This is a genomic window from Pseudomonas sp. EL_65y_Pfl2_R96 (assembly GCF_963970905.1).
Taxonomy (GTDB): Bacteria; Pseudomonadota; Gammaproteobacteria; order Pseudomonadales; family Pseudomonadaceae; genus Aquipseudomonas.
In genome coordinates this window covers 23,699-45,501 of record NZ_CAXAQH010000012.1, presented here as the reverse complement: position 1 = coordinate 45,501, position 21,803 = coordinate 23,699, and the positions used below count along the sequence as shown (strand labels likewise).

Genomic DNA, 21,803 nt, shown 5'->3' with positions numbered 1-21,803 from the left:
GCGCTCTCGATTTAATTCTCTGCCCCTATTGTGGGGGTGTCAACGTGCGTGTTGGACCGTGTGTCGGCATCTTTTCAGGCTGCGGAAAATCCGGCGTGAAAGCTCTTTTCGAAGAGGGGACAGATAAATACGTATGCGAATTAAAATTTCATTATTGTTCGTATCTGTACTAGTCTGAAATCACGACATCGTAAACCCAAGGAGGCCATCCCCATGCCTGCCTCATCCACTGCCTTAAGCCCACAGCAACAACTCGATACCCCCGAAGCCGGTCGAGTCGCGCTGAAGTTTTTCTTCAACCTCATGGAGCGTTGGGGCTGCACTGCCGAGCAGCAACGCACGCTCCTGGGCAAAGTCGGCAATACCACCTTCTACAAGTACAAACACCTGCCGCCCAACGTGCGCCTGCCCCACGACACCCTGGAGCGCATCTCGTATTTGATGGGCATCCACAAAGCCCTGAGCATCATCTTCAGCAACAGCCGCGAGCGAGCCTACACCTGGGTCAGCAGCCCCAACACCGCCGCGCCGTTCAATGGCCAGTCGGCGCTGTCCTACATGCTGGCCGGCCGCGTGGTCGACATCGCTGACGTGCGCCGCTACCTCGACGGAGTACGCGGTTGATGGCGCCGGAGGTGGCCGACCCGCAATGGCCGCGGGCTTACCGGATCGTCAACAGCTGCTTCCCGCCGATCTCGTTGTTCGAAGACGTGCTCGACCCCGAAGACCTGCCCACCGCCTATGCGCTGGAAGCCCTGACCAACGATCGACTGATGGAAGAAGCCGGCGTGCTCGCCCGCGTGCGCCCCGAAGACCGCGTCTCCGGCCCCGGCTCCACACCGGTGATGGCCGCGTTCACCCACATCGGCAAAACCAGCCGCTTCACCGACGGCACCTTCGGCGTCTACTACGCCGCCAGCAGCCAGGCCGCGGCCATCGCCGAGACGAGCTATCACCAGGAACGCTTCCTCGCCGCGACCAACGAACCGGATCTTGAGTTGACCATGCGTACCTACGTCAACCAGGTGGTCAAACCCTTGCACGACATCCGAGGCGACTACCCGCACCTGCACGACCCGGATCCCAACGCCTACGGTCCGGCCCAGGCCTTTGCCCGACAACTGCGCGAAATGTTGTCTTGGGGATTGCTCTACAACAGCGTTCGTCTGCCTGGCCATGAATGTGTTGCCGCGTTTCGACCGCCGGCCGTGTCCATTCCGAAGCAAGGGAAGCACATTCGCTATGTGTGGAGTGCGAGCAGTCGGAAGATCTCGTTTGTGTTTGAAGTCAGCGAGATGTGAGCTCAACGAAGTACAAGAAGCCCCGATTGACTCGTAATGCTGTTCATTTAGGCGAGACTCTTCAGTCATGCTTACCTTTGTGGCGAGCGAGCTTGCTCGCGCTGGGCTGCGTAGCGGCCCCAAAAATCTGACAACCATTGCCGATATTTGTGAGTGCTACGCACTCAAGCGGGAGCAAGCTCCCTCGCCACAAGTTCCTCGAAAATACGATGAGGTTTGTCAGCACGGATTGAAGCCGTTTTGATCGCTGGTGATGAACCTTACGGTTAGGCCATATTTTCCGGTGGCGTCTCCAATCAATATCGACGTAGTCATTACACCAAGTAACTAATGATGTTCCCGCCCCCACCTTTATCCCCCTGACCCAACCTCATACATTCCTCTCCAACGCCTCCCCATCATTCCGATGAGAAGGTCACTGGAGACTCATCATGCCTTTTGTCAGCGTACGCATTACCCGCGATGGCGTTACCTCAGAGCAGAAAGCTCAGGTGATCGCTGAAATCACTGAAACCCTGGAACGCGTCCTCAACAAACGCCCGGACCTGACACACATCGTGATCGAAGAAGTCGACACCGATAACTGGGGCTATGCCGGGATCACCACTACCCAGTACCGAAAACAACTGGCTGAGGAGCAGGGGCAGTCATGACTGCGTCCGTCACCATCGATTTCATCTCCGACGTGGTGTGCCCATGGTGCGCCTTGGGCGCGACGGCGCAGGAGCAAGCGATCGAGAACGTGGCGGGTGAAGTCTCGGTCGAGCTGACCTTCAAGCCTTTCGAGCTGAACCCGGATATGCCGGTGGAAGGCGAGAACGCGATCGAGCACTTGATGCGCAAATACGGGCGCAGCGCCGAGGAAGTTGCCGCCGGCAAAGCGATGCAAATCGCTCGAGGCGAGGCCATCGGGTTCAAATTTGATCTGGAGAAGCGCAGCCACTTCCATAACACCTTCGATGCTCACCGGTTGCTGTTGTGGGCATTGCAGGAAGGGCGGCAGGTCGCACTCTAGAAAGCCTTGCTGCGTGCTTATTTCACCGACGGCCAGAACCCGAACGATCGCGAGACGCTGGTTCGACTGTCGGCGGAAGTGGGGTTGGATGCAGCGAGCGCGCGTGAGGTGTTGGTGTCCGGAGCATTTGCCAGGGAAGTGCGTGAGCTTGAGGCGTTTTATCGCGAGCGCGGTATCAATTCGGTTCCGGCCATGGTGCTCAACGGTCGTCACCTGGTGTCCGGTTCGCAATCGGTCGAGTACTACGAACAGATGTTGAGACAAATGGCGCAGGCGCCTGTTGAAGCCTGATTAATCACCTTTTCAAACCATCATTTATCAGTTGAGGTTCATCATGAGCAATTCGAAAAAAGTCATCGTTATTACTGGCGCCTCCCAAGGTCTCGGCGCAGGCATGGTCAAGGCTTTCCGTGATCTCGATTACCGGGTAGTCGCCACTTCGCGTTCGATCCAGCCATCCACCGATCCGGACATCCTCACCGTTGCCGGCGACATCGGCGACCCGGCGATCGCCCAGCGAGTCGTCCGTGAAGCGATCGCACGTTTCGGCCGCATCGACACCCTGGTCAACAACGCCGGAATCTTCGTCGCCAAACCGTTCGCCGCCTACACCCAAGAAGACTACGCCGCTGTGCTGTCGGTGAACCTGAATGGCTTCTTCTACATCACCCAACTCGCGATCACCGAGATGGAAAAACAAGGCAGCGGCCACGTCGTCAACATCACCACCAGCCTGGTGGACCACGCCATCGACGGCGTGCCGTCGGTACTGGCGTCGTTGACCAAGGGTGGCTTGAATGCGGCGACCAAATCCTTGGCCATTGAGTACGCCAAGCGTGGGATTCGGGTGAACGCGGTTTCCCCTGGTATCATCAAGACTCCGATGCACAGCGAAGAAACTCACGAAGCACTGGGTAATTTGCACCCGGTTGGGCATATGGGGGAGGTCAGCGATATTGCGCAGGCTGTTGTTTATCTGGATAGCGCCAACTTTGTCACTGGCGAGATCTTGCATGTCGATGGTGGGCAGAGTGCGGGGCACTAAGACCTGGTTTTCCAACGCCCAGAAACACCAAAGCCCTCGCATTTCTGCGAGGGCTTCGTTTTTGTATGGTGCGGGCACCAGGAGTCGATGGCTCCCGATGGAATCGGGAACACAACATTCGGGATCAGATAGGTGCTTTGAATGTGGGGTTCATGAAGCAGTTACAATGTATATAAAAGCCATAAATCACTACATGGATGTTTACCAATGCTCAAGTTCAATGCTCATCTCGGTTTCCAATTCAATGAGTTGCCCTTTCTGCAACGCATCGAAGCTGCCGCGGCAGCTGGTTTTCGGGCGGTGGAGTTCCCGTCGCCCTATGAATTCGACGCAAGTCTCCTGGCCGACCACCTGGCTCAATACAGTCTGCCGCTGATTCAGTTCGCTGCACCGGCTGGCGTTACCAAAGGCATCGCTGCCTTGCAGGGCAAGGAAGAGGAATTTCGCAGCGGGTTGCTCCAGGCCGCCAGCTATGCAAAGGCGCTGGCGTGTTCGGATGTCCACATCATGTCTGGCGTTACGACGCAGGATGATGCTGGGCGCATCTTCGGGGGCAACCTGGAATATGCAGTCAAGTATTTCGAAGATCAGGGTTTGCGGCCGCTTATCGAAGTGATCAGTTCGCAGGCGATGCCGGGCTACTACATGTCTGACTTCAGCAAGGCGCAACAGGTGCTGGAGACTTTCCCGAGTGTTGGGCTGATTCTCGATATTTACCATGCCCAGATTCTGACCGGAGACGCAGCAGATGTTCTGGCTCGGTTTTATGACAGAACCGTCCATGTGCAAATTGCCGACTGCCCGGGTCGTCACGAGCCGGGAACGGGGAACATCGACTTTGCTGCCTTGTTCGCAGCGCTGGAGCAGCGTGGCTATCCCGGATGGATCGGTTGTGAATACCGTCCTTCCGGTTCTACCGTTGCGAGTCTTGACTGGATAAAACAGCTAAATGCTTAGTGCTTGCGACGCGTGAACGGGATTCGGATTTCACGTACACCAGAAACAACAAAGCCCTCGCATTTCTGCGAGGGCTTTGTTTTGTATGGTGCCGGCACCAGACGAACGGTATGTTTCTGCGGGGCTAGGTTTTTCGGGCGTCTGGAGTTCACTGGAAAATTCGGCGTACCCCAACTAGTAACTATAAATAAATCAGCTAGTTATGGCGTTTGGTGGAATCGAATTCGGGATTTTTTAGATGTGAGCACATTGTCGGTCTGTAAGTAATTCAGAGCCGCATACGAATGGTAAACCCCCCCTGAATTTGAACGTTGTCAATCATCTCTTTCGTAGAGAATAGGCAGAAATCCGCCAAAAGCTGTCGTGGCGACAGGCAGCAGACGGCCGATTCTGTTGAAAAAGTCGGTCTGCCCAAACGGCCTGATCATTGACTGGTGAAAACGCCTTGTTTGCACGCTGCTACGTGAAATCCGAGTCCGGAAGCCTCTGCCAAAAGTAAAGATTTCAATCTCGGGCACGTACTTTTTTGATGCGCAAACCATGGCCGACTTTTTCAACAGAATCGGCCAAAAGCAGACTCTGGACAATCCGCTCCACACGGCGATAGAGTCAGTAGTTCAGACCAACTACCCCGAACGATAAGGACATGGAATGTTGCGCATATTGGGTAAGGCATCGTCGATCAATGTACGAAAGGTGCTCTGGGCCTGCGCCGAGATTGAAATTCCCTTTGAGCGGGTGGATTGGGGTTCTGGCTTCAGATCGACGCACACACCTGAATTCCTGGCGCTGAATCCCAATGCCATGGTGCCGGTCATCCAGGACGACGACTTCATTCTTTGGGAGTCAAACTCGATCATTCGCTACCTGGCGTCGCGCTACAACGGCGTTCACCTTTACCCGACTGAAGCGAGAGCCAAAGCGCGGGTGGATCAATGGATCGATTGGCAAGCGTCAGATCTCAACAAGTCGTGGAGTTATGCCTTCATGTCGCTGGTCAGGCATTCGCCTGAGCATCAGGACAGCCGTGCGTTGGCGGCCGCGTGCAACAACTGGTCGAGGTACATGGAGATCCTCAATCGACAGCTCGATTCAACCGGGGCCTACGTCAGCGGCGATGAGTTTTCTCTCGCAGATATACCGATCGGCCTGTCAGTTAATCGGTGGTTTGAAACACCGCTTGCTCATCCGGACTTTCCTGCCGTGAGCGACTATTACGAACGCTTGAGTCGTCGACCAGGCTACCGCCTGTACGGAAGAAACGGGACGCCATGACACGGTCTCAGAGGAGTTTTGTGTCCGCTTCACGGGTGGATAGCATCCTGTCGCTACCGCCAGCTTTCGGCCCAGGCTGTGTGAAAACGCCAGTGATTGTCTAACCTTCTGATCGTCTAGATCGTATCGGGGGCGATCATGAAGCGATTTATTGAGGGTGAGGCTCGGACGCAAGTTACGTTGCTGCCTGAGTGCTTGGACGATTACGTAGCCGAAGAAAATCCAGTGCGAGTGGTCGACGTTTTCGTCGATGAACTCGACCTCGGGGTACTTGGGTTTGAGGGTGTCGATCCTGCTGCAACGGGTCGTCCGGCCTACCACCCAGCGGTCTTGCTGAAGATCTATATCTATGGCTATCTCAATCGGATTCAGTCCAGTCGCCGGCTTGAACGTGAAGCCGAGCGCAACGTCGAGCTGATGTGGCTCACGGGACGTTTGGCCCCGGACTTTAGAACCATTGCCGACTTTCGCAAGGACAACGGTAAAGCCATTCGTAGTGTCTGCCGCCAGTTCGTAGTGCTTTGCCGCAACCTCAATCTCTTCTCCCAATCGATCATCGCCATCGACGGCAGCAAATTCAAAGCCGTCAACAACCGCGACCGTAACTTCACCCAGGGCAAAGTGAAGGCGCGCATGCAACAGATCGAGCAGAGCATTGACCGTTATCTTGCGGCGATGGATTCGGCGGATCGGGCAACGCCAGAAGTGGCCGAGGCCAAGGCCGAGCGACTGAAAGAAAAAATCGAAACACTGAAACAGCAGATGCAGAAACTCAAGGACATTGAGGCGCAGCTCCACGACAGTCCAGATCAGCAGATCTCTCTTACCGATCCAGATGCACGCTCAATGGCCACGAGCGGCCGAGGCACCGGAACGGTTGGCTACAACGTACAAACAGCGGTCGACGACAAACACCATCTGATCATCGCCCATGAGGTGACCAACGTTGGTAATGATCGTGGGCAACTGAGCAATATGGCGAACCAAGCGCGTGAAGAAATCGAGGCTGAATCGCTAACGGTGGTGGCCGACCGAGGCTATTACAAAGGTCTGGAAATCCACGGCCCAGACTGTGTAAAAACGCAAAAACTATTTTGAAGTCTGCGTCGCTACGTAAAATCTGCCAATGATTGGTGAATCAGCCGGACCTGAAATTTGCATAGGAACGCGATTTTCGTTCTGATTCTGACTGTCAAACCTGCTCTAAACCGGTTTTACACAGCCTCGACCAGAAGCGGACGTTTGCTCCCGATCGGCATCCGGCAGAGCGAGCGCTCGATCGGGCTTGCATAGTTGGCGACCGGTCTTTTATGTCACACTTCATCCAGATGTTACTTTTACAAGGATGTTCCACATGTCAGGCAAACCTGCCGCTCGAGTTACCGATCCTACTTCCTGCCCACTACCTGGCCATGGTGTCAATCCTATTGCTTCGGGTTCTCCCGATGTCTTTTTCGATGGCTTGGCTGCCGCGCGTCAAAACGACAAGAGTGCCTGTGGCAGCCCTATTGTGGGGGACGTAGCCTCTACCGTTCTTATCAATGGTATGTCTGCGGCAATTGTTGGGAGCACCGGCGCTCACGGAAACAATGTCATCAGTGGCTCCAGCACTGTAATCATAGGGAATTCACATACTCCCGCAGAATTCATACCGCCGTCCGCTATGCCACTATGGGCGTTGGTATTCGACGAACAGTTTCGTATCGTTGGCAGTGACGGTCAGCCATTAGCTAATGTTCCATACCACATCAAAGATGAGTCGGGCATGGTATATACCGGCTTTTCAGATGAGTCGGGACGCACACCAAGAATTGCAACGAGCAAGCAAGAAACGTTGGAAATTACTACGGGTGTTGCTGCGCTCGAAAAGTGGGGTGATGCGTGACAGAGTTTTCTTGCAAAGTACCCACAAACAAGGAAAGCGGTTCGGTAAGTAATGTGCCGGGCTATGCAATGCCGGCAAATATTCACATGTTCGTTGCTGTGGACGAAATAGGCAAGGATGGTTTTTTAGTACGGAAAATTTATTCGTCTCCGGACAACCCTCATCTGGTCGCCAAAAACTTACCAGAATTCCAAATGAAACACGAAGTCTGGCCCGAAAAATATGGCATGCGTCCTGTCGCTCCGAGCTCTAGCGCCACAGTGGCCGAACACGTTTTTAGTAGTAGAAAACACCCATCAAGTTATCTTTCTACTAGCTCAGAATTTCCAAATGGCTCTCCTAGGTTCGATGGAAAAGTAGTATATATTGATATAGAAAAAGCGAAAGCTGCCGGTGCAAAACTAGTGACGACAGAAGAAATCCTTAAGTCGCTAGAGGATTACAAAAAAATAGCCCCAAAGAACGCAACCAGGATTGACCAGATCGCAAGCTGGGTGAAGGATATCGACAAGGAAGTATTGGTTCAGGCTGAGAAAGTCCCTGCCCGGGCAATATTTACCCCGAAGTCTTATCAAACAACCAACACATTGATTAAGGGCGCTAGAGTCGTAAGGGTTTTTGCGATTGGTTTTACCGCATACGATTTGAAATTGGCCGCAGAAGAATCAATTAAGCAGAACAGCGTGAAACCTATTTCCGTCGAGGTTGTCAAGCAGGCCGGCGGTTGGGGGGGCGCGATGGCTGGGGCAAGGATAGGTTTTGTCGCCGGAGCCGCGGTTGGAATAGAGACGGGGCCAGGTGCTTTTGTGAGTGGTGCAGTCGGCGGAATCATATTTGGCACTGCAGGTTACTTAGGAGCCACTTGGCTTACTGAGTATCTCCAAGAGTGAGAACGATATGAGTTTATTTAGCCGCATGAAAGACTTCCTTAAACCTGCTCCACAGGAACAGATTGTCGGGTATTCCGTTTCAGAACTAAAATCAATTTTTGTAAAGGCTTTAAATAACGCTACCCACGAGATACCCAGCTTCCCCACTGCAACATCATTAGCTTCTGTTGGGATATCGGCTTATTACTCTATGTTCGTTATAGACAAGGCTGATGTTGATGCGTTTCAAAAAATCATCGATGAAAGATTTTCGGCTATTAACGAAAAAATTTTCAATGAGCTCGTCGCAACGCGTTATCAGGCCAAGCCTAAGGATGAAGCGCTCATAGCTTCAATATCATACAAGGAATTTAATGTCACAACGATTCGGCTGATCACGAACAGCATCGAGTTTTTAAGTCTGGTGCAGAAACAAAAACTCGCAGTACCTCCACCATGGATTGCCTTCGAAGGCTACCAGCCATCTTGGTGGGGAGGTGACATGCAGGGCGCCCAAGGTTACTACAATGACAATTATTTCTTTTCGTTTTTTGTAAATTTAACTTCGGCTGAAAGAAGCGATTATTACGCTAGATACTCTGCATCCGATGAATGGATTAGAAGCTTGGAATTGATGCTGGAGGTGTGACTCCAATGTTGCGATATAGTTTTGTGATTTTGTTAAGAGTGACAGGTGGGCCGCTCTGCTTCTGACCTGTAGCGAGCGTCCACTTCTGGTCCTGAGTGTGTAAAAGCGCTTCGCCAAAATTGAAGTGTGCACGTCTACGTTAAGTCGCGATTTCCAGTCCGTTTTTGAGTACCTGCCGCGCTCAAAAACGTTTTTACACAGCCTCGGTCGGAAGCAGACCGTTGGCCGATCATCTAGCCGGTAAAAGGCGGACTGATCGCGGACAATCCGACCAGCCCTGCGGGGCTGAATCGGAAAGCGTTCATTGCCCAGTCAAACTGGCCGGGGCACTCACTGAAGGCTTTACCAATGCAGCTTTGAAACTAAGGAAAACGCAAATGAATGAGACGAAGATTGGTAAGGCTGCTCTGTTACCAGAAGTGATCTTCCCGCGCAAAATGTCCACCGCTTGGTGTGCAGTTGCTTTTGAGGAGCTAGCCACGGCAATCGACTTCATTGAGGCCGGAATCGAGCAGACTACACCACTGCAGCAGAAGCTATGGGAGCGATATAAGGCTCAAACCGCTCAGTTTGCCCATGACATGTTACTGGCCGAAGGCAACTTGGACGAGATCACTAGGCGTCTTGGGCTCAACGATGTGAATCGACCCTCGTAGATCCCATTTGAGAGGCTGCTGTTGGCCGATTCTGTTGAAAAAGTCGGTCTGCCCAAACGGCCTGATCATTGACTGGTGAAAACGCCTTGTTTGCACGCAGCTACGTGAAATCCGAGTCCGGAAGCCTCTGCCAAAAGTAAAGATTTCAATCTCGGGCACGTACTTTTTTGATGCGCAAACCATGGCCGATTTTTTCAACAGAATCGGCCGTTTTCTGCCTGTCACGATCGGCCGAATGCCGCCAATCACACGGAGACGTTTAGGGCAAAATTAGGGCATATTCCAGGCCGCCGTTGTCCGCTAGACGCCATCGACACAGAACTAAAATGCCGATTTTTCTGGCATAAAGCGGGCTAGACGTACGTAGGAAGGGGTTCGAATCCCTATCTTCGCTTTACTCGAAGGTCATGCCAATGACCGCATTCGACCCAAAGCGCAAGTAGCTGTATCCCGATAGCAGACGTTGAGAAAGCCTGTAGACTCGGCGGTGGCTAACGTGTCCGTGTTGGTGCTGGATCCTCTGTTTTCGCTAGACATTGAAGTCGGTGATTCCGCCTCTTTCAGGCGAGCCGCCTAGAAGGGCCAGTGTGTTCGTAGCCTGGCTAGCTCTCGCTCTAATGCACACAACTCTTTGTTGAACGCGGCCAACTCCGCAAGGCTGTATTCAAAGCATTGCTGCGCACCGGAGGGAAGTCCAATGACATTGACGATCTTGTGACGGTGCGCCTCGACGCCCCATCGACCGTGGACCATCTGATTGCGCTGTACCCGAGCGGCATGCACACGCTCAATCCAGCGTTCATAGGCCGCACGGCGTTTGGAGTCGGCCGGTAAGCTCTCTGCGACTCGCGTCGAAAGCATTTCGAGTTTCGTATGGATGCTCTGCCCTTCGATCGAATTCGATAAGGTTTCCAATTTTGTGCCCTTGTCCAACCACGCCAAACAGAGCCCTAAATTCACATCGACGCACGAGAACGCGAAGAGCATCTGTCCGAGCAACGATGCAGCCTCAGCTTGCATCGCCTCTCGACGTGCCCTTAGTTGTCCAGCCGTTTCGACCGGGTCAGGCGTTGAATTAGGTTCCAAGGCTTTCTCGCATTTGTAGTCTGGGTGGTGCAGAGTTCAGCACATTATTCCGTAGGTCTGCTCCTGGGCCGATTGCTGCCTGTTGATATGGGCTGAAATCGACCCAAAACTGCCATCGACGACTCAGTTTATGGCATATGTAGAATAGCGGTTTCCTCATTTTCAAAGGAATGATCCAGTGATCACTTGCCACGTCAGGTATGTAATCGATCCCTACCAGATCCCTGCTTTCGAAAGCTATTCTCGTCATTGGATTCGTGTGGTGAACCGTATGGGAGGAAACCACCACGGCTACTTTCTACCAGCCGAAGGCGCCAACAACATCGCTTACTGTCTATTCAGCTTTTCCAGCCTGGCAGATTATGAGCAGTACCGTAGGGAGGCCGGAGTAGATCTTGAGTGCGTTCAATTGGTGACGCAGGCTACCGAGCAAAAATTCATCCTGAGCTACGAGCGCAGTTTCCTTCGTCCCATTCTTGATTGAACTGACGTGTTTTCGGCTGCGCGTGGGCGCGCCAAAGAGGCTGCTTTTGGCTGTTTTCTGACCTTCGTCTAGCGGTTGAACTGCCAGGGTTTTCCTAAGCGATGAGTGAGTAATTGCATGGTCAGCAAATAGTAATAGCGCGTCGATTCAGTGTGCTGGTTTAGGTGGTGATTCAAAAACCACGCAAGGTGTTTTCTCTGCCAAGTCCATGGATTGTCGCGTTGCCAGCGCTCAGCGATTGCTGTTTGGATAGCCTTCGCCTGACGCAGGTGGCGTTGACGCGTGGTATACGACCCGGTCAGGACGCTCACCAGGAACAGATCCATATCGAATGCCGTGCTCACGCTCGACCACCAATGTAAGCGGCCACCACGACGATACGGCCGTGCCCCAGCTCATAGCTGATTTGTACTCGGGCATCCTGATCTAGGCGCCGGTCGAGTTGATAGCAATTGCCTCCGTTGATGGGGGCGAGATGATGGGTGATTTGCTCATAGCGTTCGCAAGCATAGGCTGCCCGCAATTCGTGGAAGCCTTTGAGGTCGTGCTTATGGATGATGTTCCGTGCGGGGCTGACGATTCCCTGCAAGAAATCGAGGTAGCGTTCGTTCGGTGCAAGTAGGTTGCGGCTACCGTCGGGCGAGACCTGTTCGGCAAACCTCAGTGCGTCACGAATATGATCATTTACCGTAATCCAACGAGGTGCTGATACGCCTGAACGGCCACCTTTGGTGCCGTCCTGGATGTTGATCTTTCCGAATTGCTTGGCTTCACGTTTTAGACGGGGAAGGTCGGCCAAAATCGCCTCGCGCAAGCGCATACCGGTGGCTCGCGCTAACTGAGCGATGGCCGCGGCGCGTGGCTGCTGGTCTTCGCAAAGCACCTCTACGATCCGCTTCACCTGTTCGTGGTCCTGGACTTGCGGCACTGAACGACGAACACTGGTGCGCCGCATTCCCAGTGCCTTGCTCGGGCTCGGCACTTTCACATACTGATCACCGCGAAGCGCGGCCATGGTCCGATTCACACTGGACAACCGGTTTTGCGCAGTCGCGATGGCCAGCTCACCACGTTCAACTTGCTGACGCAGATGTCCGGCGTAGTCCAGCAAGGTCTGCCGATCAATTTGTCGTGCATCGTTAAACCCTGGTCCATCCTGCGACCGACACCAGCGTACAAACGCCTGCCAACGATCACTGTGCGCCTTGACCGTGCCGTAATGCCCGCCGCCAAACAGGTCGCGCAGCGCTTGCGGTCCGGCATAACTCAGTTGCCGGCCATAGCCAAAATTCCGCCCATCCCGTCTACCGACCAATGCCATGATCAAACTCCTCTCGAAGCCAAAACTTTTAAAACCTTCCCCACGTCATCCCGCCAAGAATGTTGAGTGTTATCAGGGATCAAGGCCCCTGCGACCTGTGAGGGCTGTCCACTAACGCGGGACTGGCGGCTCTTTACGACCGGGAGCTTGGGCATCTCATGATCTGGCCTCCTGAACACTTCCGAAGAAGTGGGCGGGTGGAGGCTGCGCTGGCTGACGAGACCGGCGCCGCGAGATCCTGAGTCAGGTGAAGGCAGTGAAGCGATGACCGGGGCGTGCCTGACTGTCAGTCAGGTGCAGTCCATTCCGTGGGCTGCGGCACCATCATCTGCATCGCTGTTGATGGTGACTTCGGTGTTTGTCACGCCGATTGTCACGAGGGGGAATGCCGCAAAGCCTTGTACGAGCTGGGCTGCAGCAGCGGTAGGAGCGCCCGTCTCTTTCCGGAAGAAAGAGACGGGCGCAGGTTGGCGCAAGGAAATGGCCAAGCGGATAGGTTGCTGCAGGGCAGCTAAAAAGGGGTATGAGTTGCCGCAGTGGCACTCTGGTAGAAGTAGGCATCCATCACATCGCTGTGACCGTGCGAGCCGCCGGACGCTAATCGCACTTTGGGAGAACCACCACGGTGTGGCGTAGCCTTAAAGGTTCTGGCTACCTGGGTTGCTGTCAACGACAGCGCTTTGCCCGATCTTTTCTACGCCTGTGGATAATTCGGGTCAAGGCTCGAATTTTCGGGAGTTCTGCGGCTGTGGATGAAATTATCCACCGGTGGAAATCAGTGGTTTTCCACAGACAGTTGCGTGGGCTTTAGATTTTTTAAGTGAGGTCCGTCCAAGCAGGGCGGCTTTGCAGCCCCGCTTGGATGGACCCGCGTTGAAGGGCGGACTGCGGTGATCTCATTGGCTTACCCACGTTTGGATGCGCCATGGCTATTTTGTAGGGCGGTAATGTTGTCGCCGACCGGGTGAGCGAATTCGTGGGGAGTCACATGCCCATGGCGGTTGGCGTCGATGTAGTTGCTCCGCCACGCCATGATCAGCCTGCGCTGTTCGAGGAATTCGGCCTTGTGGATATACGCGGCGCGCACGCGGTTGCGTTCCTTGTGGCTCATTTGTCTTTCGATGGCAGCGTCGGTCCATAACCCGGACTCCAGCAGAGCGCTACAGGCCATGGTCCTGAAGCCGTGGCCGCACACGTCCTTGCTGGTGTCATAGCCGACGTTGCGGAGCATGGTGTTCACCGTGTTCTCGGACATGGGTTTCCAGTACTTGTGGTCGCCCGGTAGCACCAACTCTGAAAAGCGGCTGAGGCTGCGCAGGCGCTCCAGTATTTCGATGACCTGCGGCGAGAGCGGAACCATTTGAATGTCGCCGTTCATCTTGGTCCCTCGTGTGGAGTTGCGTACCCCTTCAATCGGTGCGCGTGTATCGGGGATTTCCCACATGGCGCGTTGGAGGTCGAACTCACTCCATCGCGCGAAGCGCAGTTCGCTGGAGCGGACGAATACATGCAACGTCAGCAGGACGGCGAGGCGCGTCAGCTCGCGGCCGTTGTAGTTGTCGATACGGTGTAGCAGTTCGGGTAGGCGGTTTGGGGAGAGGGCTGGGCGATGGACTGTGCGCGGCGCGTGAATCGAGCCTGCCAGATCCAGTGCAGGATTCATGGTGATCTGCCGAGCCCTTTTGGCCCCGCGCATGATGGTGGATAAGTAGTTCTGTACCCGTAACGCCACATCCATGGTGCCGCGTTCCTTGATGCGCTGGGTGATCTCTAGCAGGTCATGGGTATCGAGTTCAGCGATGGGTCGTTGGCCGATTAGCGGGAAGACGTGGGTGCGCAGTCGGCTCATTACGGTTTTGGCATGGCCTTCGGTCCAGCGACGGGACATGTCGGCGTGCCACTCCAGGGCAACGGTTTCGAAAAGGAGTGCCGCCCGCTGGGCTACGATCTTGGCCTTCTTTTTTTCTTCCATTGGGTCGAGGTTGTCGAGCAGCAACGCCTTGGCTTCGTCTCGCTTACGTCGTGCGACGGAAAGGGTAACGATGGGGTAATTGCCGATGATGAGCGTACCTTCCTTGCCGCTGGGCTTGGTGTACTTCAAGCGCCAGGTCTTCACGCCATTGGGTTTGACGAAAAGGTACATGCCTCCGCCGTCGAACAGTTTGTAGGCGCGTTCGCGGGTTTTGGCGGTGCGGCATTGCAGGTCGCTGAGAGGGATCGCAAGACGTGGCATAGGGGTACGCGCTCCTGACCGGGAAATCGCAGTACCCCTAACATACCCTCGGGGAAGGGGGATTTTGTTGGATCCCGACAGAGGGTCCTGGAACGAAAAAAACCCGCCAAAGGGCGGGTTTTCGGGGCTTCCAGAGCATTCAGTAGAATGCAATGGAGCCTAATGTGGTGCCGGCACCAGGAGTCGAACCCGGGACCTACTGATTACAAGTCAGTTGCTCTACCAACTGAGCTATACCGGCGTGTTGGGCGACGATTATAGCGATTGGGTTGGTTCTGTAAACCCCTGAATTCAGACTATTTTTGCGCAGGCGTTTGGTCTGGCGCGAACCAGCACTTTCTTGAGTTTCTGAGCGGTGCGTCAGGCTCGGCTGTTTTGCATGGCTCGCAGTTGCGTTTCTGCTTGTTCGGCGCGTTGCAGGGCGGTGGCGAGGTGTTTTTCGGGTGTTGGTAATGGGGTGGCTGAAGTTGTGGCCTTTGCAGAGCTGGAAGTCGTCCAGGTTGCACGGATCCTGTTGGTCAGATTTTTCTTTTTCATAGCCGCACTACAAGGCGCAATTTTCCGCTATGGGTGTCCGCTATTCGGCGGTTATGTCGTTTTGATGAAATGCTTATGCACAATGGACTAGGGGCGACTACCTGTTCATTACGATTTTGTAGACTCGTTCTCATTTGTCCGCAAATGCCTGTTTTGCGGGTTTTTTATTTGTGTGAACAAAAAATGACCAGCAGTGTTTAGGGCATAAAACAGTGTGGATATTGGATCCATGATAATTCCATCAACAGAGTTATCCACAGGCTGTGGCTGTTTAAGGACGTTCTGCAAGGAGTAGGAAATTGCGCGGCGTGAGTGGAGTTTCACAGAAGGTGCCGAGACGAACGGTGTAACCCTGCTGAATGAGGAAAAGTGCTCGATCAAGTACCAGCCACAGCTCCAGCGGCCGTCGGAAAAGGCCTCGCAGCAGCTCCAGATTGCGTACTTCGGCCAATCGCTGCCACCCGGCGGCTTCCAGCGAGGCCCAATCTGGCGTGCCGACTGTGGATAAGTCTTTGAGTGCGGCCAGATCGCGGCAGTAATCGGCGAAAGGTTTGTCCAGCCAGGCGCTGGGCAGGGAAGGGGTCGGCAGGTATTCGTCGACGCCACGCAGTTGCCGTTGCAGCAGGTCGAACGCCAGGCGCCGGGCCATGGAGGTGTCGCGCTGGCGTCGGACACGAGCGCCGGCGGTGACGGTTTCGCTCATTGGCAGCGCAAGATCATCGAGGGAAAGGTGTAGGTCGGAGCGCTCAGCCGCACCGGAAAGCGGCTGATAGGTGTTCAGACTGATCCGGTTGTAGCAGCACGGTGCGATGGCCAGTTGTTTGCAACCGACGGCGCTGGCGAGCTGGATCAGCCGCACATGCAGATCACCGCAGGCGTGCAGCGCGACCGGCGTGTGATTGGCGTTCAATAAAGAGGCTGCGCCAGGCGCGAGTACATCCTGCTCGACATGCAGTGCATGCAACTGATGACGCTGGCTGAGTGTCTGGCCGCTGGCGAGCAGCGCCGGGTCGTATTCCAGGCAGGTCAGTTGTTGCCCGGCTTGCAGCAGGCGTCGCCCCAAATGGCCTTTGCCCGAACACCAATCCAGCCAATGTGTCGGCGCGTGAGCAAACTGCAAACAAGCGGAAAACGCTTCAATTTGCTGCCATTTGCGCCCTGGTACATCGACATTCAACCGATGGCCCGCCGCTTCGAGTGCATGAGCCGGCAATTCAGCCACTGCGCTCAGCTCAAGAGACATCGCCGCCAATGAAGCAAACGGCGCCGGCGCATCGAGCAAACACGGTTGGTTATGACTGTTTTCCGCATCCTCCAGCGACCGCCCGCGTAGCCATTGAGCCAATTCCGGGTAGGACGCTTCCCAGGGCAATTGCAGATGAGTAAACGGTCGGGGTTTCCACAGCGCCTGATGCTCGGTCAGAAAAGCATCCAGCGCAGTGAAACGGGCGAGCAGGGCCTCGCCCGTCAGCACGTAAGAGGCATCAACGCCCTTGGCAGGCATCGACGCGCAGCCAGCGTTCCAGCAGCTTGAAGCCGCGTACCAGCACGTAAGCCATCAACAGATAGAACATGCCCGCGGCGAAGAAAATCTCCACCGGCAGGTAGGTGCGGGCAATGATGGTGCGGGCCATGCCGGTCAGTTCCAGCAGGGTCACGGTGCTGGCCAGGGCGCTGGCCTTGAGCATCAGGATCACTTCGTTGCTGTACGCCGGCAGGCCGATGCGCGCAGCACGGGGCAGCATGATGTAGAACAGCGCTTTAGCCCTGGACATGCCCAGCGCTCGGGCCGCTTCGATCTCGCCCGGTGGAATCGCCTGGATCGCGCCGCGCAGGATCTCGGCGATGTAGGCCGCGGTGTGCAGGGTCATGGTCGCGGTAGCGCACCAGAACGGATCGCGCAGGTACGGCCACATCGAGCTGTTTCGCACCGCGTCGAACTGCGCCAGGCCGTAATAGACCAGGAACAGCTGAACCAGCAACGGCGTGCCACGGAAAAAGAAGATGTAGCCGTAGGGGAATGCCCGCACGTACCAGAGTCGCGACGAGCGAGCGATGCCCAGCGGAATTGCCAGCAGCAACCCGGCGATCACGGCGATGGCCACCAGTTCCAGGGTCAGCGTCGCGCCCTGAGCCAGTTTCGGCAGCCACTTGATGATGACTTCCCAGTTCATTGGGTGCTCCTTGCGAAGCCGCGAGCGGCGCGTCGCTCCATAAAGTGCATGCCGGTCATGGCCAGAATGGTCAGGCCCAGGTACATGAAGGCGGCCACCATATAGAAGGTGAACGGTTGCTTGGACACGGTCACGCCGATTTGCGCGTGACGCATGATTTCTTCCAGGCCGATGACCGACACCAGCGCGGTGTCTTTCATCAGAATCATGAACAGGTTGCCCAAGCCGGGCAGGGCGATGCGCCACATCTGCGGCATGATCAACCGGGTGAAGATGCGAAATTTCGACAGGCCCAAGGCCACGCCGGCTTCACGATGACCTTTGGGGATCGCCAGAATCGCACCGCGAAACACTTCCGTGGCGTAGGCGCCGAAGCACAGCCCCAGCGCAATCACGCCGGCGGCGAAGGCGTTGAGTTCGAGGTCGGGGTTGCCGAAGAACTCACCCAGGGCGCGCATCAGGTTGACTGTGCCGAAGTAGATCAACAGCACCCAGAGCAATTCCGGGATACCGCGAACCAGCGTTGAATAAGTGCCGCCAAGCCATTGCAACGGCTTGTACGGGGAAGTCTTGGCCAAGGCGCCGAGCAGACCGAGCACCAGCCCCAGGCACAAGGCCGAGAGTGCCAGTTTCACAGTCATCAGCGCACCAGCGGCGAGCGCCGGGCCGAATCCGTAGAGATCGATAATCATGGATTTCTTTTCAAATCGCGGCAGGCAATGCCAAGGACTGGCGCCGTCAGCGAACGGCGCCGGTCAGGCAGGTCAGAATCAATAGATGCTGAACGGGAAGTACTTGTCGTTGATCTTTTTGTAGGTGCCGTCAGCGACGATTTCTTTTAGCGCAGCGTCCAGCTTCTCGCGGATAGGGTCGTTCTTGCGAACGGCGATACCGATCTTGTCGCTTTCTTCCACCGGGTCGCCCTTGAATTCGTAAGCCCGGCCGGCGTCGCTTTTCAGCCACTCATAGTTGACGTACTTGTCGGCCAGGATGCCGTCCAGACGACCTGAAGTCAGGTCCAGGTAGGCGTTTTCCTGGGTGTCGTAGAGTTTGACTTCAACGCCTTCCATGTTGTCTTCCAGCCAGGTGCCGGCCAGGGTCGCGCGTTGGGCGCCGATCACCTTGCCTTGCAACGAAGCCTTGTCGGTTTTGAAGTCGACGTTTTTCGGCGCGATGAACTGCAGCTTGTTGGAGTAGTACGGTGCGGTGAAGTCCACCGCTTGCTTGCGCTCGTCGGTGATCGACATCGAGGAGATCAGGAAGTCGAACTTCTTGGCGTTCAGCGCCGGGATGATGCCGTCCCAGTCGGACGTAACCACGCTGCACTCGACTTTCATCTTGGCGCACAGGGCATCGCCGATATCTTTGTCGAAGCCGACGACATTGCCACTGGCATCTTTGTTGTTGAACGGCGGGTAGGCCGCTTCGATGCCCATCTTCAAGGTCTCGGCGGCGGCACCGGCGCTGAAGGCCAGGGTGACGGCAGCGGCCAGGAAGATTTTTCTGTAGTTCTGCATGCGGGTAGCTCCGTTAGCGGTTGCTGGACATGAATTGTTTGCAGCGCGCCGAAAGCGGGTTTTCGAACACCTGCTGTGGCGATCCTTGTTCTTCTACCAAGCCCTGGTGGAGGAACACCACTTCGCTGGAAACCTGACGGGCGAAGCCCATTTCATGGGTCACGAGCAGCATGGTGCGGCCTTCTTCGGCCAATGCGCGGATGACATTAAGTACTTCCTGAACCATTTCCGGGTCAAGGGCGGAGGTGGGCTCGTCGAACAGGATCACCTTGGGCTGCATCGCCAGGGTGCGGGCGATGGCCGCGCGTTGCTGTTGGCCGCCGGAGAGTTGCGCGGGGTAGGCGTGGCGCTTGTCAGCGATGCCGACCTTGGCCAGCAGGGCTTCGGCAACTTCAATGGCTTCGGCCTTGCTCTGGCCGAGCACGCGGCGCGGAGCTTCGATGATGTTGTCGAGCACGCTCATGTGCGGCCAGAGATTAAAGTTTTGAAATACAAAACCGATCTCGCTGCGCAGACGATTGATCTGCTTGCCGTCGGCAGCGACCAGTTCGCCATTCTTGGCGGCTTTGAGCTTGAGTTCTTCGCCGGCCACCAGGATCTGACCCTGATGCGGGTTTTCCAACAGGTTGATGCAACGCAGGAACGTGGACTTGCCGGAACCGGAGGAACCCAGGATCGAGATCACGTCGCCGTCGCGGGCGGTCAACGAGATGCCTTTGAGCACCTCAAGCTGTCCGTAGCGTTTGTGCAAGTTGCGGATTTCAAGCGCGGGCGTGGCCTCGGCCATGTGCGTTCCTCATAGTGTGTTGCGCTCCTGCTGTTGGCGGCCTTCCTGGCGAGGCGGCCAAGCTAGCATAGCGTTCGGATGGCAGCCAACAGCGCTACGGACAGTAAACGGATGGCCTGTGGCAGGTTGTCGCATCGGTACAGCAGACTGTCGCCCCATCAACAACCGAACAGCCGTTTGAACAAGCTTTGGCGCGACTGTCGCGTAAAAAAAGGCGCGATGTTGCCAGCTTTGGCAGGGTGTTGGAAGCGCTAACCGGCCAAACGTTCCAGATCTGCACTTTTATTGTGCGTGTCTGCATTTTTTGGTGTGTTTCCGGTGTGCTGATTCGTTCTTAAGGTGGGTGGCAGGGTAACGCTCTGGCGAAATGCCATTAATCTCAATGACTTGCGAAGGCTGCTCGATCAATGCGCAGGCCCCGTTTTCCGGGCGCATGAAACATTTTGGCGCAATTATTGCGTGCAGAATAAGAAACGCCCTGTTGGATTCTTTTTACGAGAAGGAATGTCAGACCGGGCCGACGTCGTCGCTTTCCTTGCAAAGGTAGTCTTAATGAGTAGTAGCCAAAGCTCCTCCAATGGCCTCGAACAGGGGCTCAAACCGCGTCATGTGACCATGCTGTCGATCGCCGGGGTTATCGGCGCCGGGCTGTTCGTTGGCTCCGGTCATGCCATCGCTGCTGCAGGCCCGGCTGTGCTGTTGGCCTACGCCGCCGCCGGTGCTTTGGTAGTTCTGGTCATGCGAATGCTCGGCGAGATGGCTGTTGCATCGCCAGACACCGGCTCCTTCTCGACGTACGCCGATCGCGCGATCGGTCACTGGGCCGGTTTCACCATCGGCTGGCTTTACTGGTGGTTCTGGGTTTTGGTCATTCCGCTGGAGGCTAACGCCGCCGCGACCATTCTGCATGCCTGGTTCCCGAATGTGGCGATCTGGGCTTTCACCTTGGTCATCACGTTGCTGCTAACGGTGACCAACCTGTTCAGCGTGAAGAACTATGGAGAGTTCGAATTCTGGTTCGCCCTGGTCAAAGTCGTGGCGATCATCGGCTTTATCGGCCTTGGCATTCTGGCGATCTTTGGCTTGCTGCCAACCAGCCAGGTCAGCGGCGTGTCGCACCTGTTTGACACTCAAGGCTTCCTGCCAAACGGCATGGGCGCGGTGTTGGGTGCCATCCTGACCACCATGTTTTCCTTCATGGGCACCGAGATCGTGACCATCGCGGCCGCGGAGTCGAAGAACCCTGGCCAGCAGATTTCCAAGGCGACCAACTCGGTCATCTGGCGGATTGGCTTGTTCTACCTCGTGTCCATCTTCATCGTTGTGGCCTTGGTGCCATGGAATGACCCGATTCTTGCCAGCGTCGGTTCCTACCAGACTGTGCTGGAGCGCATGGGCATCCCGAATGCCAAGCTGATCGTCGATATCGTGGTTCTGGTTGCGGTAACCAGCTGCTTGAACTCGGCGCTCTACACCGCTTCGCGCATGATGTTCTCGTTGGGCAAACGCGGCGATGCGCCGGCTGTTTCCCAGCGCACCAACAGCAGCGGCACACCTTACTGGGCCGTGATGCTGTCGACCGCAGCTGCGTTCCTTGCAGTGTTCGCCAACTACGTGGCCCCGGCCGCTGTATTCGAATTCCTGCTGGCCAGCTCCGGCGCCATCGCGTTGCTGGTGTACCTGGTGATCGCGATTTCGCAGCTGCGTATGCGCAAACAGCGTATGGCTCGCGGTGAAAAAATCGCCTTCAGCATGTGGCTGTTCCCGGGCCTGACCTATGCGGTGATCGTATTCATCGTCGCGGCCCTGACCATCATGCTGTTCCAGGACGCCCATCGCGTGGAAATTCTCGCAACTGGCTTGCTGAGTGTGTTGGTAGTGGCTGCCGGGTTGTTTGTGGCTCGCCGTCGCAAGCTGCAGAAAGTGGGCGCGGTGGTGCTGAACTGATTCATACCGCGTGACGCAAAACGGCCGCTGTCAGTGATGACAAGCGGCCGTTTTTGTTTCTGAAG

The 21,803-nt window shown here is 55.7% G+C and carries 21 protein-coding genes, 1 tRNA gene and 3 pseudogenes; 14 read left to right on the top strand and 11 right to left on the bottom strand.

All coding sequences use genetic code 11. The features are described 5' to 3' along the window. Positions 1-213: 213 nt before the first annotated feature. The 12 genes and pseudogenes from AACY49_RS14505 to AACY49_RS14450 all read left to right on the top strand — a co-directional run bounded on the left by AACY49_RS14505 (position 214) and on the right by AACY49_RS14450 (position 9,652). A complete protein-coding gene (locus tag AACY49_RS14505) occupies positions 214-624 on the top strand; it encodes an MbcA/ParS/Xre antitoxin family protein (protein ID WP_320392552.1) in 411 nt (136 codons plus the stop codon). Beyond that, positions 624-1,301: an RES family NAD+ phosphorylase gene (locus AACY49_RS14500; protein ID WP_339524608.1), complete on the top strand. Its 678-nt coding sequence runs from the start codon at positions 624-626 to the stop codon at positions 1,299-1,301. Before AACY49_RS14505 ends, AACY49_RS14500 begins: the two co-directional genes overlap by 1 nt. A 431-nt stretch (positions 1,302-1,732) precedes the next feature. Further along, positions 1,733-1,954 carry a tautomerase family protein gene (locus AACY49_RS14495; RefSeq protein ID WP_123361089.1) on the top strand — a complete coding sequence of 74 codons (222 nt, stop codon included), beginning with the start codon at positions 1,733-1,735 and terminating at the stop codon, positions 1,952-1,954. Then, positions 1,951-2,607 (top strand): annotated as a pseudogene (locus AACY49_RS14490) (DsbA family oxidoreductase). Before AACY49_RS14495 ends, AACY49_RS14490 begins: the two are co-directional and overlap by 4 nt. Before the next feature lie 43 nt (positions 2,608-2,650). Continuing rightward, a complete protein-coding gene (locus AACY49_RS14485) occupies positions 2,651-3,361 on the top strand; it encodes an SDR family NAD(P)-dependent oxidoreductase (protein WP_258698017.1) in 711 nt (236 codons plus the stop codon). A gap of 207 nt (positions 3,362-3,568) precedes the next feature. Then, positions 3,569-4,318, top strand: coding sequence for a hydroxypyruvate isomerase family protein (locus AACY49_RS14480; RefSeq protein ID WP_258698016.1), 750 nt, complete (start codon positions 3,569-3,571; stop codon positions 4,316-4,318). 651 nt (positions 4,319-4,969) lie between these two features. Continuing rightward, positions 4,970-5,593, top strand: coding sequence for a glutathione S-transferase family protein (locus tag AACY49_RS14475; RefSeq protein ID WP_095053261.1), 624 nt, complete (start codon positions 4,970-4,972; stop codon positions 5,591-5,593). A gap of 138 nt (positions 5,594-5,731) precedes the next feature. After that, positions 5,732-6,652, top strand: a pseudogene (locus AACY49_RS14470) (IS1182 family transposase); the annotation flags it as partial. A 295-nt stretch (positions 6,653-6,947) separates the two neighbouring features. Next, complete coding sequence (locus AACY49_RS14465) at positions 6,948-7,478, top strand: PAAR domain-containing protein (RefSeq protein ID WP_258698015.1); 531 nt, start codon at positions 6,948-6,950, stop codon at positions 7,476-7,478. Continuing rightward, complete coding sequence (locus AACY49_RS14460) at positions 7,475-8,368, top strand: glycine zipper family protein (protein ID WP_339524597.1); 894 nt, start codon at positions 7,475-7,477, stop codon at positions 8,366-8,368. Before AACY49_RS14465 ends, AACY49_RS14460 begins: the two co-directional genes overlap by 4 nt. A gap of 7 nt (positions 8,369-8,375) precedes the next feature. Beyond that, positions 8,376-8,996: a hypothetical protein gene (locus tag AACY49_RS14455; RefSeq protein ID WP_258698013.1), complete on the top strand. Its 621-nt coding sequence runs from the start codon at positions 8,376-8,378 to the stop codon at positions 8,994-8,996. 377 nt (positions 8,997-9,373) lie between these two features. Then, complete coding sequence (locus AACY49_RS14450; protein ID WP_258698012.1) at positions 9,374-9,652, top strand: hypothetical protein; 279 nt, start codon at positions 9,374-9,376, stop codon at positions 9,650-9,652. 573 nt (positions 9,653-10,225) lie between these two features. Here AACY49_RS14450 and AACY49_RS14445 read toward each other — a convergent pair. Then, on the bottom strand, positions 10,226-10,672 hold the full coding sequence (locus AACY49_RS14445) for a hypothetical protein (RefSeq protein WP_258698011.1): 447 nt from the start codon (positions 10,670-10,672) through the stop codon (positions 10,226-10,228). 244 nt (positions 10,673-10,916) lie between these two features. Between AACY49_RS14445 and AACY49_RS14440 the strand changes: the two genes are divergently transcribed. Then, complete coding sequence (locus tag AACY49_RS14440) at positions 10,917-11,222, top strand: NIPSNAP family protein (protein WP_258698010.1); 306 nt, start codon at positions 10,917-10,919, stop codon at positions 11,220-11,222. Positions 11,223-11,290: 68 nt separating this feature from the next. Here the strand turns inward: AACY49_RS14440 and AACY49_RS14435 are convergent, their stop codons facing one another. From AACY49_RS14435 to AACY49_RS14390, 10 genes and pseudogenes are all read right to left on the bottom strand, one after another. After that, complete coding sequence (locus AACY49_RS14435; RefSeq protein WP_140894128.1) at positions 11,291-11,566, bottom strand: hypothetical protein; 276 nt, start codon at positions 11,564-11,566, stop codon at positions 11,291-11,293. Continuing rightward, complete coding sequence (locus AACY49_RS14430; protein WP_258698009.1) at positions 11,563-12,543, bottom strand: integrase domain-containing protein; 981 nt, start codon at positions 12,541-12,543, stop codon at positions 11,563-11,565. Before AACY49_RS14430 ends, AACY49_RS14435 begins: the two co-directional genes overlap by 4 nt. Before the next feature lie 904 nt (positions 12,544-13,447). Further along, on the bottom strand, positions 13,448-14,776 hold the full coding sequence (locus tag AACY49_RS14425) for a tyrosine-type recombinase/integrase (protein WP_339524590.1): 1,329 nt from the start codon (positions 14,774-14,776) through the stop codon (positions 13,448-13,450). Between the two features lie 165 nt (positions 14,777-14,941). Next, positions 14,942-15,017 (bottom strand) — tRNA-Thr (locus AACY49_RS14420). A 119-nt stretch (positions 15,018-15,136) separates the two neighbouring features. Next, positions 15,137-15,284 (bottom strand): annotated as a pseudogene (locus AACY49_RS14415) (FkbM family methyltransferase); the annotation flags it as partial. 300 nt (positions 15,285-15,584) lie between these two features. Then, the gene (locus AACY49_RS14410; RefSeq protein WP_339524587.1) at positions 15,585-16,817 is read right to left on the bottom strand and encodes a methyltransferase; all 1,233 of its coding nucleotides are present in this window, start codon (positions 16,815-16,817) and stop codon (positions 15,585-15,587) included. Beyond that, the gene (locus AACY49_RS14405) at positions 16,798-17,487 is read right to left on the bottom strand and encodes an ABC transporter permease (RefSeq protein ID WP_007897471.1); all 690 of its coding nucleotides are present in this window, start codon (positions 17,485-17,487) and stop codon (positions 16,798-16,800) included. Before AACY49_RS14405 ends, AACY49_RS14410 begins: the two co-directional genes overlap by 20 nt. Next, positions 17,484-18,179, bottom strand: coding sequence for an ABC transporter permease (locus tag AACY49_RS14400; RefSeq protein ID WP_223488539.1), 696 nt, complete (start codon positions 18,177-18,179; stop codon positions 17,484-17,486). Before AACY49_RS14400 ends, AACY49_RS14405 begins: the two co-directional genes overlap by 4 nt. A 78-nt stretch (positions 18,180-18,257) precedes the next feature. Continuing rightward, positions 18,258-19,004 (bottom strand): ABC transporter substrate-binding protein, encoded by a 747-nt coding sequence (locus AACY49_RS14395; RefSeq protein ID WP_339524585.1) that lies wholly within the window; start codon positions 19,002-19,004, stop codon positions 18,258-18,260. Positions 19,005-19,017: 13 nt separating this feature from the next. Then, positions 19,018-19,791 carry an ABC transporter ATP-binding protein gene (locus AACY49_RS14390; RefSeq protein ID WP_007897462.1) on the bottom strand — a complete coding sequence of 258 codons (774 nt, stop codon included), beginning with the start codon at positions 19,789-19,791 and terminating at the stop codon, positions 19,018-19,020. A gap of 552 nt (positions 19,792-20,343) precedes the next feature. On the opposite strand from AACY49_RS14390, the gene gabP reads away from it, so the two are divergent. Then, the gene (gabP, locus tag AACY49_RS14385) at positions 20,344-21,738 is read left to right on the top strand and encodes a GABA permease (protein ID WP_258698005.1); all 1,395 of its coding nucleotides are present in this window, start codon (positions 20,344-20,346) and stop codon (positions 21,736-21,738) included. Positions 21,739-21,803: the final 65 nt, after the last annotated feature.

What these genes read in the sequence shown, in the direction of transcription:
- AACY49_RS14505 (WP_320392552.1), top strand. Translation starts at nt 214, where the DNA reads ATGCCTGCCTCATCCACTGCCTTAAGCCCACAGCAACAACTCGATACC.
- AACY49_RS14500 (WP_339524608.1), top strand. Translation starts at nt 624, where the DNA reads ATGGCGCCGGAGGTGGCCGACCCGCAATGGCCGCGGGCTTACCGGATC.
- AACY49_RS14495 (WP_123361089.1), top strand. Translation starts at nt 1,733, where the DNA reads ATGCCTTTTGTCAGCGTACGCATTACCCGCGATGGCGTTACCTCAGAG.
- AACY49_RS14485 (WP_258698017.1), top strand. Translation starts at nt 2,651, where the DNA reads ATGAGCAATTCGAAAAAAGTCATCGTTATTACTGGCGCCTCCCAAGGT.
- AACY49_RS14480 (WP_258698016.1), top strand. Translation starts at nt 3,569, where the DNA reads ATGCTCAAGTTCAATGCTCATCTCGGTTTCCAATTCAATGAGTTGCCC.
- AACY49_RS14475 (WP_095053261.1), top strand. Translation starts at nt 4,970, where the DNA reads ATGTTGCGCATATTGGGTAAGGCATCGTCGATCAATGTACGAAAGGTG.
- AACY49_RS14465 (WP_258698015.1), top strand. Translation starts at nt 6,948, where the DNA reads ATGTCAGGCAAACCTGCCGCTCGAGTTACCGATCCTACTTCCTGCCCA.
- AACY49_RS14455 (WP_258698013.1), top strand. Translation starts at nt 8,376, where the DNA reads ATGAGTTTATTTAGCCGCATGAAAGACTTCCTTAAACCTGCTCCACAG.
- AACY49_RS14450 (WP_258698012.1), top strand. Translation starts at nt 9,374, where the DNA reads ATGAATGAGACGAAGATTGGTAAGGCTGCTCTGTTACCAGAAGTGATC.
- AACY49_RS14445 (WP_258698011.1), bottom strand. Translation starts at nt 10,672, where the DNA reads ATGCAAGCTGAGGCTGCATCGTTGCTCGGACAGATGCTCTTCGCGTTC.
- AACY49_RS14430 (WP_258698009.1), bottom strand. Translation starts at nt 12,543, where the DNA reads ATGGCATTGGTCGGTAGACGGGATGGGCGGAATTTTGGCTATGGCCGG.
- AACY49_RS14425 (WP_339524590.1), bottom strand. Translation starts at nt 14,776, where the DNA reads ATGCCACGTCTTGCGATCCCTCTCAGCGACCTGCAATGCCGCACCGCC.
- AACY49_RS14410 (WP_339524587.1), bottom strand. Translation starts at nt 16,817, where the DNA reads ATGCCTGCCAAGGGCGTTGATGCCTCTTACGTGCTGACGGGCGAGGCC.
- AACY49_RS14405 (WP_007897471.1), bottom strand. Translation starts at nt 17,487, where the DNA reads ATGAACTGGGAAGTCATCATCAAGTGGCTGCCGAAACTGGCTCAGGGC.
- AACY49_RS14400 (WP_223488539.1), bottom strand. Translation starts at nt 18,179, where the DNA reads ATGATTATCGATCTCTACGGATTCGGCCCGGCGCTCGCCGCTGGTGCG.
- AACY49_RS14395 (WP_339524585.1), bottom strand. Translation starts at nt 19,004, where the DNA reads ATGCAGAACTACAGAAAAATCTTCCTGGCCGCTGCCGTCACCCTGGCC.
- AACY49_RS14390 (WP_007897462.1), bottom strand. Translation starts at nt 19,791, where the DNA reads ATGGCCGAGGCCACGCCCGCGCTTGAAATCCGCAACTTGCACAAACGC.
- gabP (WP_258698005.1), top strand. Translation starts at nt 20,344, where the DNA reads ATGAGTAGTAGCCAAAGCTCCTCCAATGGCCTCGAACAGGGGCTCAAA.